The organism is Pseudomonas sp. GW822-FHT03F08, assembly GCF_058801265.1.
In genome coordinates, this window is the sequence record NZ_JBXANC010000002.1 from 510,769 (window position 1) to 524,214 (window position 13,446).

The following is a 13,446-nucleotide window of genomic DNA, read 5'->3' on the forward strand; positions in this document are numbered from 1 at the left end:
AAGTGTTGCCGTCAGAACGTCTGGCCGGCACCCAGTGCGCAACGACCGTTGAACAAGGCTGCGCGGATGCGTTCTTTGTGGAAACCGCGATCGCCCCAGACCTTGTCCAGCGCCCAGGCGCGTTTCATGAACAGGTGCAGATCGACTTCCCACGTGTAACCCATGGCGCCGTGGGCCTGAATGGTGTTTTTCGCCGCCAGCATGGCGGCTTCCGAGGTCGCCAGTTTGGCGTGGGAAACCAGCACCGAGCGGTTCGGCTGTTGCTCGGCGACGGCATAGGCAGCGCGATACAACGGCCCCTTGGCGAATTCAATCTGCACCGCGACATTCGCCATCAGATGCTTGACCGCCTGAAACGAGCCCACCGGTTTGCCGAACTGTTTGCGCTCGAAGGTGTAGTCCACCGCAAGATCGACCATGCGTTTGGCCAGCCCCAACAGCTGTGCGGCACTGCCCAGCGCGCCGCGATCAACCGCCTCCGCCCACAGTCGCTGCCCCTGTTCTCCGGAGGCCACGCAGGTCGCAGGTGACGGACTCCAAGAGACCTGAAATAACTGGCGAGCCGGGTCGACCGACACATTGCGGGTCAACTGCACCGCGCCCGGTTCGACCGCATGCACCTCATCGCCATGGGCCAGCAACAGCAGATCGGCGACATGGGCATCGCTGACCAGCGGGTTGCCCGGTTCGGCGACTGCCAGTCGTGCGCGGCCTTCTGCGATACGTCCGAGCCAGTCCTGCTTGAGCGCCGCGTGGTGCTCATCCAGAGCGGCAAGCAATGGCACACCGATCAGCATCGTCTCCACCAGCGGCTCGGGCAGTCCGGCATACCCGCATTCCTGGGCGAGCAGCACGAAGTCCAGCTCGTTCATGCCCATTCCGCCATTTGCTTCGGGAACGGTCAGTGCAGTCAGCCCCAGCTCGACCAATTGCGCCCACAGCTCATCGCTGCGCCCGCTCTCGGTCTGCCAGAGTTCGCGAATGCATTCCGGTGTCACCTCGTTGATCAGAAAATGCCTGACGTTGTCCTGGAACAGCAGTTGGTCGCGGCTGAAATTAAAGTCCATGGTCTCTTCCTCAAGCACGCGGCATGCCGAGCATGCGTTCGGCAATGATGTTGCGCTGGATCTCGTTGGTGCCGGCGTAGATCGGCCCGGCCTGGGCAAACAGAAAACCTTCCAGCCAGTGGCCGGCATCGCCCGCCGCCGGGGCTTCGGGCAACAGCTCGCCACGCAGGCCGAGAATGCTCATGGCGGTGTCATGCATGCGCTGATCGAGTTCCGACCAGAAGATTTTGTTGGTCGAGGATTCCGGCCCGATCTTGCTGCCCTGTACCAGTTGCGACGCGGTCCGATAGGTGTTGAGGGTGTAGGCCTCGGCGTCCAGCCAGGCGCGCATCACCGCCTCGCCAATCGCCGGGTCGCGGTCGGCCTGCTCGCGATTGGCCTGATACAACTGCACCAGACGCCGGGCGGTTTCCTGAAAGCGTGCGGGCGAGCGCAGCAGCAAACCGCGCTCGAAACCGGCGGTGGACATCGCCACGTGCCAGCCCATGCCCTCGCCGCCCAGTGCGTTTTCCACCGGTACCCTGACGTCGTCGAAGAAGATTTCGGCGAACCCGGGCAAGCCGTTGAGCTGAGGAATCGGCCGCACCGTGATTCCCGGCATGTCCAGCGGCAGAAGAATGAACGTCAGGCCCTGATGACGTTGCGAGTTCGGGTCAGTGCGGAAGATCCCGAACACCCAATCGGCCCACACGGCGCGGGTCGACCAGGTCTTCTGGCCGTTGATGACGTAGTGGTCGCCAACCCGTTCGGCCCGTGAGCGGATCGCCGCCATGTCGGAGCCCGCCCCCGGCTCGGACCACGCCTGGGCCCAGATATCTTCACCGGTGGCCATGCGCGGCAGAAAGCGCGCTTTCTGTACGTCGCTGCCGTACTCCATCAGCGTCGGGCCGAGCAGGAAGATGCCGTTCTGGTTGACCCGTGCAGGCGCTTCGGCGCGGTAATACTCCTCCTCGAAAATCAACCACTCGATCAAGTCGCAACCGCGACCGCCCAACTCGACCGGCCAGGTGACCATGCCCCAGCGCCCGTCGTTGAGGCGGTTTTCCCAGGCCCGGTGTTGAGCAAAACCTTGTTCGGTGTCGAATGATTGCAGCGGCTCGCGAGGCACGTTGGCCGTCAGCCACGCCCGCGCTTCGGCGCGAAAGGCCTGTTGGGCCAGGGTATAGGTCAGATCCATGAGAGAGCCTTCAGCCGTTGAAGTGAGCATCACGTTTCTCGATGAACGAGTCGCGTGCTTCCTGTGAGTCCAGTGAGCGATAGGCCTCAAGCGTGAAGCCCTGCTCCCAGCGATACTTGTCTTCCAGATTGCCGTCCTCGATGCCGTTCAGCGCTTCCTTGGCGAGGCTGATCATGGCCGGGCTCTTGGCGGCGATGGTGCGGGCGATCTGCAACGCGGCTTCGCGCAAGTCTTCGCGCTTGACCACGCGCTCCACCGCTCCGAGACGCCAGGCTTCCGCCGCATTGATGGCTTCGCCGGTGAAATACATGTGCCGAACCTTCTGCACCGGGAACAGGCGCTGCAAATGCGCACCACCACCCATGGCGCCGCGATCGACTTCGGGCACGCCGAAAGTGGCGCATTCGGAGGCCAGGACAATGTCGGCGGCGCCGCACAGACCGATGCCCCCGCCAAGTACAAAGCCGTGCACCGCCACGATCACCGGTTTCGGGTTGCGGTGAATGGCCTTGAAGCTGTCGTAGTTGCCCTTGTTGACCGCCACGATCAGGTTGCCGTTGGCAGCCAGTTCCTTGATGTCGACCCCGGCGCAGAAGCCGCGACCTTCGGCGCGAATCACGATGACCCGCACGCGCTTGTCGCTCCCAAGCCCTTCGATTTCTCGGGCGATTTCGGCCCAGGTACTGCAATTGAAGGCGTTGACCGGCGGCTGGTTGAACACCAGTTCGGCAATGCCGTTATCGATATTGACGCTGAATGGATGCATGTTTTTTCCTTTCACGACACGCGACGACAGAGTTCGTCCAGACGCAATTCCGCGTCACGAACGATCTGCTCGATCAATTGGGCACAGCTGGGCAGGCTGTCGATGGAGGCCGCGACCTGACCCGAAGGCAACACGCCTTCGGCCGGCAGCCCGTCGACCATGGCTTTCTGGATGACCATCGGCGCGTTGGCGGCCATGATGCTTTGCGCAGCGGTCAGGTCTCCGCTGCTGCGCATCTTCAGTGCACTGGAGAACAACTGACTCAAGCTCATGCCGCTGAGGCGGCGGTAAGCCAGACCGCTGCGCACCGCCAGCCACCAGCGCTTGAACACGCCGCTGGTTTCCAGTTGGTCGAGCAATTCGTTGCGGATCATGCGTTGCGGCATGCCGTCGATGGCGCGGCTGACGATGATCGCCGCCGGGTCTTTGATCGCCAGGTAACGCGCCAGGGTCTGCGCCGGCACCGGGCTTTCGGCACACATCAGAAACCGCGTCCCCATGGCGATGCCTTCGGCGCCGTAGGCCAGGGCCGACACCAGTCCTCTGCCGTCCTTGAATCCACCGGCCGCCACCACCGGGACCGACACTGCATTGACCACTTGATCGAGCAGCAACGCCGTCGGCACCGAGCCGGTATGCCCCCCGCCCTCGCCGCCCTGTACGGTGACGGCATCCGCGCCCATTTCCACGGCTTTCTGCGCGTGTTTCAAGGCGCCAACCGTGGGAATGCACACGACACCGGCATTCTTCAGGCGCTGGATCATCTGTTTGCCCGGGGAACGGCTGTAACTGACCGCTCGCACCTTATGGCGCAGCACCAACTCGACGATGTCGTCGGCGTTGGGCTGGTACATATGGAAATTGACCCCGAACGGCTGGTCCGTCAGGCGCCGGGTTTCGAGGATCGCGGCCTCCATGTGCTGCGGTTCGATGGTGGCGCCGGCCAGAAAACCGAAGGCGCCGGCGTTGCTCGTGGCCGCGACCAGTTTCGGGTCAGCCACCCAGCCCATCGCGGTCTGGATGATCGGATAACGGCAACCGAGCAACTCGGTCAGCCGGGTATTCAATGAGATCGCCATGTTCACGCCCCACCCGTCGAGCGTTGCGAACTGGCCATGGCCTTGGCGTCGTAGCCGCCGAGCCGGTCGCCGGACACCAGTTCATTGTGGGCATGGGCGAAGTGGTGCAGGCCGAAGACCATGTCCATGGTCGCGCGCTTGCCCATCAGGTCTTCGGCGTTGTTGACCGCCTGCTTGCTCAATTGCAGGCCCAGGCGCGGCATCTGGGCGATGCGCCCGGCGATATCGAGGGTTTCCTGTTCCAGGGATTCGCGAGCCACCACCCGGTTGAGCATGCCCATCTGATAGGCGCGCGGCGCCGGCATGCGTTCGCCGAGGAACAGAAACTCCTTGGCGATGCGCGGGTTGAGTTCATGCGCGTGGGCAAAATACTCGACCCCGGGAATGCCCATGCGCACCACCGGATCGGCAAAGTACGCATCCTCACTGGCGACAATCAGGTCGCAGACCCAGGCCAGCATCAGTCCGCCGGCAATGCACGCGCCCTGCACCATGGCGATGGTCGGCTTGGGCATTTCGCGCCAGCGCCGGCACATGCCCAGATAGACTTCCTGCTCCCGGGCGTAGAGAAACTCGCCACCGGGCTTGTTGGTGTGGTCATACCAGAGGCTCGCGCGGTCGAACGTCTTATCGACGTCCCGCCCCGGCGTGCCGATGTCATGCCCGGCGGAAAAGTGCTTGCCGGCCCCGCGCAGCACGATGACTTTCACCTCGTCATCATCGCAGGCACGGCGAAACGCCGCGTCCAGCGCGTAGGTCATCTGCGAGTTCTGGGCATTGTGATACTCGGGGCGATTCATGGTGACCAGCGCCACCGCCCCGCGCACTTCGTAGAGCACCACGTCGGCGGCATTATTATCGTTATGTTCAGCCATCACTTTTCTCCGAAACGGTGCGACTCAGCGCTGGCCCGGCGGGTTGTCTTTGAGCTGGCTGGCGCGCAGGTTGTGCGGGTCCAGACGCTCGATCAGTTGCAACTGCGCGGCGGTGGGCGACGTTGTGGTCGGGCAATCCTGTGGCACATGCAGCTCGAATCCGGTGTTGTCCTGTACCTGTTCCACGGTCACGCCGGGGTGCAGCGAACGAATCCGCACTTGTCGTTGCGGGCCGAGAAAATCCAGCACGCACAGATCCGTGACGATCAGGCGGATATCGATTTCATCCAGCGACCAGCCCCGGGCCAGGCGCGCCGGGTTGTAGCCGACCGAGGCGACCATATCGACCTCGCCTTCGACGAACACCCGACGGTTATGGCTGGGCACGCAAAAGGAGTTGGCATGGCTGATCGAGTTGCCGGGAAAGCCCCGCACACCGAGCATTTGCGCCTTGGGTTTGGCGTAGTCACCGATGCAGGAAATGTTGGCCTGACCGAAGCGATCGATTTGCGTCGGGCCCACCAGGGCATGGCGCTTGCCGCTCCAGACGTTGTCGAAAATCCGCGAGAAGCCCATCCAGCTGTCGCGCTTTGGTTCGTAGCCGTTGCGTGCACCCAACGGCACTGGCTCGGCGACCATGTACGCCTCGGAATCGGTCATCAGCAGCTGAGGATTGCTGGTCAGCATGCTCAATGAAGCGGCCAGGCGCGGAATCACCCCGATCCCGGTGGCGAGCACTTCGCCGTCATCGCGCCAGGCTTCGGAAGCCGCGCAGATCATCAGCTCGGCGAGGCTGTAAGTCGTTGCAGAAGTCGTCATATCAAGGCTCGCTTAGTAGACCGGCAGAGGGAGCTGGCGGATGGCGTCCAGGCCGCCGACCTTGTCCAGATACTGTTCGTGGGTGCAGTCGACATAGTCGCGGACGTAGTCCTGCCAACCTTCGCCGGCCTGGGCCGAAGCGTTGTAGGCCTTGAAATGCGCGACATCGAAGCCGTACAGCGGCGCACAGGAAGACGGGTGCGCACCGCCCGGCACGTGCGCCACGGCAGTGGTCAGGTTGCGTTCCCAGAACACTTGATGCGCCCGCGCCGGATCGGCATGGAAGTAGTCGCTGTCGACCAGTTCGTCGCACGTCACATAGCTGTGGGTCGCCGCCCGGACGAGCAAGTCGTCCATGTAGTGATCGGGGCCGCTGATCTGGCAGACACCGCGTACATCGGCGCGGTCGACGTGAATCAGCGCCGCATCGAGCTTGAGTGCCGGCATGGCGACCCATTGCTTGTTGTCGGCATAGGGCGAGTCGATCAACTTGATCTGCGGGTTGTGCCGCAGCACGTCGGTGCCCAGCCCCACGGCCGTGGGAATGAACGGCACTTTCATGGCGGCAGCACGCAGGCCGAGCAACAGCATGCCTTCGTCGATTTCCATCACTTGCAGCGCCGCGTCCTGACGCGCCTTGCGGAAGTACGGTTCGAGTGGAATGAAATCCAGCGACACGAAGGCAAACACCAGTTTGCGGACCTTGCCGGTCGCGCAGAGCATGCCGACATCCGCGCCGCCGTAGGCGACCACGGTCAGGTCTTTGAGGTCGGAGCGCAGGATCTCGCGCACCAGCGCCATGGGTTTGCGCCGGGGGCCCCAGCCGCCGATGCCTATGGTCATGCCGTCACGCAGTTGGCCGACCATTTCGGCCGTGGTCATTCGCTTGTCCATCGTCATAGTCCTCATTGGCGACCGACACTGAAGTCATGGCCCCAGTGGCTGACCACGGTGCTTTCGAACGGGGTGTGCAGCTCCCAGTCGACCACCAGGCCATCGCAGCCGTACTCCAGGTCAAACCCGGACGGGGTCTTGATATAGAACGAGATCATCTGGTCGTTGGTGTGCTGACCGAGGGTGGCGGACATCTTCACGCCGTTGGCCTGCACTCGGTCGAGGGCCCGGCCGACTTCATCCAGGGCGTTGACCTCGACCATCATGTGCACGCAGCCGTGGGGCATCGGGCACTCGAAAATCGCCAGTGAATGGTGGCGACCGTTATTGCAATGCAGGAAGTGAATGCGTTTTTGCGGTTCGGCCGGGTCCGGTGTGAAGCGGACTTTCATCAGGTCCGACAGGCCGAAGCCGAGCACCTGCTCATAGAAATCCCGGCAACGGTCGAAGCTCGGCGCCGGCAGTACTACATGGCCCATGCCCAGTTCGTTGGTGACGAAGCCCTTTACGCCGACCGGCGAAACGAAGCGCGCGAAGTCCTGCAACGGGCCCCAGAACAATTCGTGGCGGTTGCCATCCGGATCGCTGAAGTGCACCAGTTCCTGGACTTTGCGGTCCCGAGCCTGAGCCTCTGTGCCACGGGTGACTTGCACATCGGCGCGCTCCAGCTCGCTGACAGCCTGCTCGAGCGCCGCTTTGCCTGACACTTCCCAACCACAGGCGCCGAAGCCGTTTTCGGTGCTTTTCTCCACCAGAATCCGGTGGTGGCGCTCGTCCATTTTCAGGTACAGGCGCTCATCGTCATCGCTGCCGGCGACCATCATGCCGAGCACCTGACTTGCGTACTGCCGCCACTGCGCCAGATCGCTGGATAACAGGGTGACGTAACCCAGACCACGGATATCCATGGATGCACTCCTCGTTGTTCTCAGGCCGAGCCGCCCGGCGGCGATGGCCGGGAAGACTGTATTGGGGCCTATTCAAACGGGTTCGCCGGGGGGAAACATCGTCCAATGGGACTAGCGCAGACCCGGAATACAGGCATAAAAAAACGGGCCTTGGGGACCCGTTGGAAATGGGGACTGGATTCCGTTCCAGGCCTTAAGTGCGATCAACAGCAGGTATCAGCCCACTTACTTTTTGCGGAAATGCGGAATCACCTTCTCGCCAATGTTCTTCAACGTCTCCAGCTGCGCCCACTGCGGTACGGTGCCCATCTGGCAGATGAACAGGATTTCGTCGGCGCCGGCGTCGATCAGTCGCTGCACGTAGCCGATGCAATCCTCGACGGTGCCGTAGGCATGGTTGGGGTTCATCATGGCCATGGTCGGGTCGGAGAAATCGACGCTGACCTCTTCCGAGGCAAAACGCGACTTGATCACGCTCTGCCCGTTGCCATCGACGAAAGTGTCGTCCTTCCACTTTTCCGGGTCCGGACGCTCGCCGCCGCCGTACCAGTAACCCAGAGACTCCATGAAATAGCGCTGGCCACGGATGCCGATACGCCGCGCTTCTTCGTTGTTTTCCAGCACGATCGCCGGGCACAGCGCCGCGATATGACGGTTGGGACGGAAGCCCACCTGGTGTTTCACGTCACGGTTGTCCCAGGCCTGGTGATAGACCTCGACCTTCTTGGCGATTTCTTCCGGCCCGCCAAAACCCAGCACCAGCGCGCCCATGCCACGGCTGCCGGCCTTTTTCAGCGAGTCGGTGTTGGTGCAAGCCAGGTACATCGGCGGGTGCGGATCCTGGTAAGGCTTGGGATGGATCGGCCGTTTCGGAATCTGCACGAAGTCGCCCTGGTGCTCGATTTCGTCGAACACGAACATTTTCGGGATCAGATACATCATCTCGTCGATCTGCGGCTGCAACGTCGTCAGGTCATAGCCGAAGGTGCCGGCCTCCTGCTGGGTGCCGCCCTTGCCGACACCGAAATGCACCCGGCCCTTGGACAGCAGGTCGAGAGTAGCGATGCGTTCGGCGACTTTCACCGGGTGGTTCATCGCCGGTGGCAGGCAGACCACGCCGTGGCCGATGCCGATCCGCTCGGTCTTGCCGGCGACGAACGCCAGCATGGTTTCCGGCGCGGACATGTGCGAGTAGTTGCTCAGTGCCGTGTGCTCCACGCACCAGAACGTATCGAAGCCCAGTTTGTCGGCCAGCACGGCCTGTTCGACGGTGTCTTCGAAAATCTTGCGATCGCCTTCACGGCTGGAATCCACCGTCTGGGCTTCGTAAATCAGGGAAAATTTCATGGTTGATCCTTGTACTTGTTGGATGCGCAGCCGGCGCCGGAGAACCACGCCTTCGCGCTAATGCTCGGGCATCCTCGAGGCGCTCGAATCCTGCAAACGGACTAGCCGATTCAGCGCAGTGCGGTCAGAGGAAAAAGTCGTTGCTGTCCTGGCCCATGCTCACGGCGCCGAGGTTCCAGGCGTACTTCGCCGGGCTGTTGGCAACGTGGGCGCGACCGGTGTGAATGTCGCGGAACGCGCGGTTGATCGGGTGGCTGCGGAAGATCGTCGAGGCGCCGCTGTTGAACATCAGCTCGCCCACCGCTTTCGCGCATTTGTCGGCTACCCGTGCGGAGTCGTAACGCATCTTCACCCGCTCGGGCATGCTCAGCGGCTCGGCTTTTTGCGCCCGTTCCAGCATCAAGGCGAAGTTGCGATAGAGCACGGTCTTGCATTCGTCGACGCAGACCATGGCGTCGGCCAGCGCCGATTGCGCGGCCGGGTCCTGGACCATCTTGCGTCCGTCGTTGACCCCGACCCGTGCGCGGTTGTGTTCGACAAACTGATCCACCGCGCCTTGCAGCGCACCGATGGCCGCCGACGACACCGCCCGCACGAAAATCTGCCCGAACGGCAGGCGAAACAGCGGTGCGGTGTTCACCGCATTTCCGGGGCTGTTCTGCATGAAACCGTCGAACGCCCGATGGGTGCGGTACTCGGGGACGAAGGCGTTCTCGACCAGGATGTCGTGAGAGCCGGTGGCTTCGAGCCCCATGACATTCCAGTTATCGAGGATTTGGTAGTCACTGCGCGGCACCAGGAACGTCCGGTAATCCGGCGCACCACCGGCCTCTTCCGCCGGCACCAAGGCCCCGAGAAATGCCCATTCGCAATGCTTGCTGCCGGACGAAAAGCCCCAGCGCCCGCTGAGCCTGAAACCGCCCTCCACCCGTTCGACCTTGCCCACCGGCATATAGGAAGAAGAGATCAGCACGCTGGAGTCGTCGCCCCAGACATCCTGCGCCGCACGGTCATCGAACAGCGCCATCTGCCAGTTATGAATCGCCACAACGCCAAGCACCCAGGCCGAAGACATGCAGCCCTCGGCGAGGGTCATCTGCACTTCGAAGAAGTCCTTGGGTTCCAGCTCGTAGCCTTCCCAGCGTGCCGGCTGCAGGATGCGAAAGAACCCCGCTTCCTGAAAATCCTTCAGGGTCTCTTCCGGCAACTGGCCGGTTTGCGCGGCGTTCAGGGCGCGCTCACGCAGAATCGGTACCAGCTCGCGGGCACGCTGGCTCAGACGCTGGCGAATCAGGTCTTGGTTGAGCATTTTTATTGTTCTCCATTGTTCACCCCGTCCGCCGGGGCGCGCGTGCAGCGAGGCACGTGCCGCACTTGCGGTGCCTGCCTCCTGTGCGGCATTCAAACAATGTGAAAAGTGCCGGGCATCCCTCAAACGGACCATGTCGGCAATGATCCGAAGCACGTACGCAGACCGCCCAAAGGCCTAGTCCCCTCGGACGATGCTGCGCAGGCACGCCAGCGCAAAAATCCATCGCACTCCAGTACAACCACAGGACGAGTGCGATGAACGACGTCAATCTGAAAGCCGACATGCTCCAGGCCATGCGCCGTCTGGCCAAGTCAGTCACCATCATCAGTACCAGCAACGGCTCCGAGCGTTTCGCCATGGCCGCCACGGCGGTGGATTCCCTCAGCACCGAGCCGCCGTCGCTGCTGATCTGTGTGAACAAGACCGCCTCTTCCCACGCGGCACTGGCCACCGGCGCGGACTTCTGCGTGAACATCCTCGGCGTCGAACAACAAGGTCTGGCCCATCGCTGCAGCGGTTCGATCAAAGGCGAGGCGCGCTTCGACCAGGGCAACTGGCTGACCAGTCCCGGCGGCATTCCGTATCTGAGTGACGCTCAGTCAGCGATCCTCTGCCGTCAGGACGGCCACTTCAGCTATGGCACCCACACCGTGTTCATCGGGCGTATCCTGCAAATCCACACCAGCGACACCATCACCCCGCTGGTCTACCTCGACGGCAGCTACACCACCACCGCCAACCCGGCATCTGCCTTCGCTGCTGCGGGCTGAGGCCGGGCCATGGACGCTCAACAACAGTTGTCGCCATTGCGTGTGAACAGCGCCGATCAGTTGGACTGGGACGATCGCTGTGATTTGCTGGTGGTCGGTTTTGGCGGTGCCGGAGCCTGCGCGGCGATTGAAGCGGCCAGTCGCGGCTTGTCGGTGTTGGCACTGGACCGGTTCGCAGGCGGTGGTGCCACGGCCATCAGCGGCGGCGTCGTGTATGCCGGGGGCGGCACGCCGTATCAGCGTCAGGCCGGATACGAAGACAGCCGCGACGCGATGTTCAACTACTTGCGCCAGGAAGTCGGCGAGGCCGTGAGCCCGCAGACCCTGCGCGAATTCTGCGAAGGCAGTTGCGAGCAACTGGCCTGGCTCGAACGCCAGGGCGTGGCGTTCGAATCCAGCGTGCCGCCGCACAAGACGTCCTACCCGAGTGACCAGTTTTACCTTTACTACTCCGGCAACGAAGCCGTCCCCGCCTATGCCGCGATCGCCAAACCGGCACCGCGCGGCCATCGCACCAAAGGCCCCGGCCTGTCGGGCGCGAGCCTGTTCGCCCCGTTGAAAGCCAGCGCCTTGCGCCTTGGGGCACGCCTGCGCAGCCAATGCGAAGTCCGGCGTCTGGTGATCGATGCCAATGACCGCGTGGTGGGTGTCGAAGCCTGGCAGTTGCCGACCGGCAGTCGCGCAGCCCGGCAACATGCCCGATTGTCACGCTGGGCCACCGCGATTCACATGTACGCGCCGGCAGTGGCGGATCGGTTGCGCAATCGCTTGCGGCGCATTGAACTCGCCAGTGCCGAACGCCAGTTGATTCGCGCCGACCAAGCCGTGTTGCTGAGCAGCGGCGGTTTTATCTTCAACCGTGAATGGGTCGGTCAGCATGCGCCGCGTTATCTGCCCGGTTTGCCGCTGGGGACCACCGGTTGCAACGGCAGCGGCATCGCCCTGGGCCAGAGTGCCGGCGGTCGCGTTGCGCGCATGGACAAAGTCAGCGCCTGGCGTTTCATCAACCCGCCGCTGGCCTGGGCCCGAGGCCTGATCGTCAATGCCCGTGGCGAGCGTTACGCCAACGAAGAAATCTACGGCGCCACCCTCGGCCACTCGATGGTGGAAGAACAGGACGGCCGCGCCATCCTGATTCTCGACCGGGCATTGGTACGCGAAGCGCTGCGCCAGGTCGGCCCGGGCAAAGTCTGGGCCTTCCAGCGGTTGCCGGTGCTACTCAATCTGCTGTTCAACGCCAAACGCAGTCGCAACCTTGCCGATCTGGCAAAGCGCTGCGGATTACCGCCCGAAAACCTGCAACGCACCGTAAATACTTACAGTCGCGCCGCTCGCGGAGACACTGTCGATCCGTTCGGCAAGTCGCACGCCATGCTCGCCGACATGGATCAGGGCCCGTGGTACGCCCTCGACCTGTCCTTCGCCAGCCGCCTCTTCCCCTGCCCCGTCATCACCCTCGGCGGGCTGAAGGTCTGCGAAACCAGCGGTCAGGTGCTGAACCACGCCGACCAGCCGATTGCCGGCCTGTACAGCGCCGGGCGCAACGCGGTCGGGGTCGCTTCAAATCTGTATGTCTCGGGCCTGTCCCTGGCCGATTGCATTTATTCCGGCCGCCGTGCCGCCACCCATGTGGCCGAACAACTTGCTGCTCAAACCACACGCTCAGGAGAACAACAATGCAACGTGTAGAAGGCAAAGTCTGCATCATCACCGGCGCCGCCAGCGGCATCGGTCGCGAAGACGCTCTGCTGCTGGCCCGCGAAGGCGCCAAGGTCGTGCTGACCGATCTCAACGACAGCGCCGGCCGGGAAGTGGCCGCGCAAATCGGTAGCAACGCACTGTTCATCCGTCACGACATCGCCAGCGAAAGCGACTGGCAGAACGTTATCAAAACCACCCTGGAACATTTCGGCCGCCTCGACGTGCTGGTCAACAACGCTGCGATTCTGGCGTTGGGCAGCATCGAAGACACCACACTGGAGCTGTGGCAGAAGGTGCAGAAAATCAACGGCGACGGCTACTTCCTCGGCTGCAAGTACGCGATCCAGGCCATGAAGGAAACCGGCGGTGGTTCGATCATCAACATGTCGTCGGTGGCGGCGCTGGGCGCGATGCCGATGTTCTGTGCCTACTCGGCATCCAAAGGCGCGGTGGCGGCGATGACTCGCTCGATTGCCTTGCACTGCAAGCAACAGGGTTACCGCATTCGCTGCAACAGCGTGCACCCGGACGGCGTCAACACGCCGATGACCCAGGCCCTCACCGGTGGTGTGGCGATCAATCAGCAAGATCTCGACCAAGACCCGATGAACCGCATGTGCGCGCCGGCCGACATTGCCAATGTGGTGCTGTTCCTCGCCACCGACGAGTCGCGTTTCGTCAACGGTGCCGAGATCCGCGTCGACAACGCCCAACTGATCAGCGGGCTCTGA

Annotated in this window: 13 protein-coding genes; 3 read left to right on the forward strand and 10 right to left on the reverse strand. The window is 62.9% G+C overall.

Annotated features, from left to right (window positions below; genetic code table 11):
- Nucleotides 1-11 precede the first annotated feature (11 nt).
- The 10 genes from AC1RME_RS06110 to AC1RME_RS06155 all read right to left on the reverse strand — a co-directional run bounded on the left by AC1RME_RS06110 (nucleotide 12) and on the right by AC1RME_RS06155 (nucleotide 10,241).
- Entirely contained in the window at nucleotides 12-1,067 is a 1,056-nt protein-coding gene (locus tag AC1RME_RS06110) for an acyl-CoA dehydrogenase family protein (RefSeq protein WP_493090755.1), read from the reverse strand.
- A 10-nt stretch (nucleotides 1,068-1,077) separates the two neighbouring features.
- Nucleotides 1,078-2,244 carry an acyl-CoA dehydrogenase family protein gene (locus tag AC1RME_RS06115; protein WP_493090760.1) on the reverse strand — a complete coding sequence of 389 codons (1,167 nt, stop codon included), beginning with the start codon at nucleotides 2,242-2,244 and terminating at the stop codon, nucleotides 1,078-1,080.
- A 10-nt stretch (nucleotides 2,245-2,254) separates the two neighbouring features.
- Nucleotides 2,255-3,010 carry an enoyl-CoA hydratase family protein gene (locus tag AC1RME_RS06120; RefSeq protein ID WP_493070933.1) on the reverse strand — a complete coding sequence of 252 codons (756 nt, stop codon included), beginning with the start codon at nucleotides 3,008-3,010 and terminating at the stop codon, nucleotides 2,255-2,257.
- An 11-nt stretch (nucleotides 3,011-3,021) separates the two neighbouring features.
- Nucleotides 3,022-4,089 carry an NAD(P)H-dependent flavin oxidoreductase gene (locus tag AC1RME_RS06125; RefSeq protein WP_493090765.1) on the reverse strand — a complete coding sequence of 356 codons (1,068 nt, stop codon included), beginning with the start codon at nucleotides 4,087-4,089 and terminating at the stop codon, nucleotides 3,022-3,024.
- Between the two features lie 2 nt (nucleotides 4,090-4,091).
- A complete protein-coding gene (locus AC1RME_RS06130; protein WP_192558007.1) occupies nucleotides 4,092-4,964 on the reverse strand; it encodes an enoyl-CoA hydratase in 873 nt (290 codons plus the stop codon).
- Between the two features lie 24 nt (nucleotides 4,965-4,988).
- On the reverse strand, nucleotides 4,989-5,783 hold the full coding sequence (locus AC1RME_RS06135; RefSeq protein ID WP_493090767.1) for a CoA-transferase subunit beta: 795 nt from the start codon (nucleotides 5,781-5,783) through the stop codon (nucleotides 4,989-4,991).
- Nucleotides 5,784-5,795: 12 nt separating this feature from the next.
- Entirely contained in the window at nucleotides 5,796-6,677 is an 882-nt protein-coding gene (locus AC1RME_RS06140; RefSeq protein WP_493090769.1) for a CoA transferase subunit A, read from the reverse strand.
- Between the two features lie 11 nt (nucleotides 6,678-6,688).
- The gene (locus tag AC1RME_RS06145) at nucleotides 6,689-7,585 is read right to left on the reverse strand and encodes a VOC family protein (protein WP_192558010.1); all 897 of its coding nucleotides are present in this window, start codon (nucleotides 7,583-7,585) and stop codon (nucleotides 6,689-6,691) included.
- Nucleotides 7,586-7,810: 225 nt separating this feature from the next.
- A complete protein-coding gene (locus AC1RME_RS06150) occupies nucleotides 7,811-8,932 on the reverse strand; it encodes an LLM class flavin-dependent oxidoreductase (RefSeq protein ID WP_007951369.1) in 1,122 nt (373 codons plus the stop codon).
- A 124-nt stretch (nucleotides 8,933-9,056) separates the two neighbouring features.
- Nucleotides 9,057-10,241: an acyl-CoA dehydrogenase family protein gene (locus AC1RME_RS06155; protein ID WP_493090772.1), complete on the reverse strand. Its 1,185-nt coding sequence runs from the start codon at nucleotides 10,239-10,241 to the stop codon at nucleotides 9,057-9,059.
- A gap of 257 nt (nucleotides 10,242-10,498) precedes the next feature.
- Between AC1RME_RS06155 and AC1RME_RS06160 the strand changes: the two genes are divergently transcribed.
- From AC1RME_RS06160 to AC1RME_RS06170, 3 genes are read left to right on the forward strand one after another with little or no spacing between them, the layout of a single operon-like run.
- The gene (locus AC1RME_RS06160) at nucleotides 10,499-11,014 is read left to right on the forward strand and encodes a flavin reductase family protein (protein ID WP_096821402.1); all 516 of its coding nucleotides are present in this window, start codon (nucleotides 10,499-10,501) and stop codon (nucleotides 11,012-11,014) included.
- Nucleotides 11,015-11,023: 9 nt separating this feature from the next.
- Entirely contained in the window at nucleotides 11,024-12,703 is a 1,680-nt protein-coding gene (locus tag AC1RME_RS06165) for an FAD-binding protein (RefSeq protein WP_493090774.1), read from the forward strand.
- Nucleotides 12,691-13,446, forward strand: coding sequence for a glucose 1-dehydrogenase (locus AC1RME_RS06170; RefSeq protein WP_085709911.1), 756 nt, complete (start codon nucleotides 12,691-12,693; stop codon nucleotides 13,444-13,446). The genes AC1RME_RS06165 and AC1RME_RS06170 overlap by 13 nt, the downstream gene beginning before the upstream one ends.

Bases quoted from the DNA above. Each gene is read 5' to 3' on its own strand.
- AC1RME_RS06110 (WP_493090755.1), bottom strand. From the start codon at position 1,067: ATGGACTTTAATTTCAGCCGCGACCAACTGCTGTTCCAGGACAACGTC.
- AC1RME_RS06115 (WP_493090760.1), bottom strand. From the start codon at position 2,244: ATGGATCTGACCTATACCCTGGCCCAACAGGCCTTTCGCGCCGAAGCG.
- AC1RME_RS06120 (WP_493070933.1), bottom strand. From the start codon at position 3,010: ATGCATCCATTCAGCGTCAATATCGATAACGGCATTGCCGAACTGGTG.
- AC1RME_RS06125 (WP_493090765.1), bottom strand. From the start codon at position 4,089: ATGGCGATCTCATTGAATACCCGGCTGACCGAGTTGCTCGGTTGCCGT.
- AC1RME_RS06130 (WP_192558007.1), bottom strand. From the start codon at position 4,964: ATGGCTGAACATAACGATAATAATGCCGCCGACGTGGTGCTCTACGAA.
- AC1RME_RS06135 (WP_493090767.1), bottom strand. From the start codon at position 5,783: ATGACGACTTCTGCAACGACTTACAGCCTCGCCGAGCTGATGATCTGC.
- AC1RME_RS06140 (WP_493090769.1), bottom strand. From the start codon at position 6,677: ATGGACAAGCGAATGACCACGGCCGAAATGGTCGGCCAACTGCGTGAC.
- AC1RME_RS06145 (WP_192558010.1), bottom strand. From the start codon at position 7,585: ATGGATATCCGTGGTCTGGGTTACGTCACCCTGTTATCCAGCGATCTG.
- AC1RME_RS06150 (WP_007951369.1), bottom strand. From the start codon at position 8,932: ATGAAATTTTCCCTGATTTACGAAGCCCAGACGGTGGATTCCAGCCGT.
- AC1RME_RS06155 (WP_493090772.1), bottom strand. From the start codon at position 10,241: ATGCTCAACCAAGACCTGATTCGCCAGCGTCTGAGCCAGCGTGCCCGC.
- AC1RME_RS06160 (WP_096821402.1), top strand. From the start codon at position 10,499: ATGAACGACGTCAATCTGAAAGCCGACATGCTCCAGGCCATGCGCCGT.
- AC1RME_RS06165 (WP_493090774.1), top strand. From the start codon at position 11,024: ATGGACGCTCAACAACAGTTGTCGCCATTGCGTGTGAACAGCGCCGAT.
- AC1RME_RS06170 (WP_085709911.1), top strand. From the start codon at position 12,691: ATGCAACGTGTAGAAGGCAAAGTCTGCATCATCACCGGCGCCGCCAGC.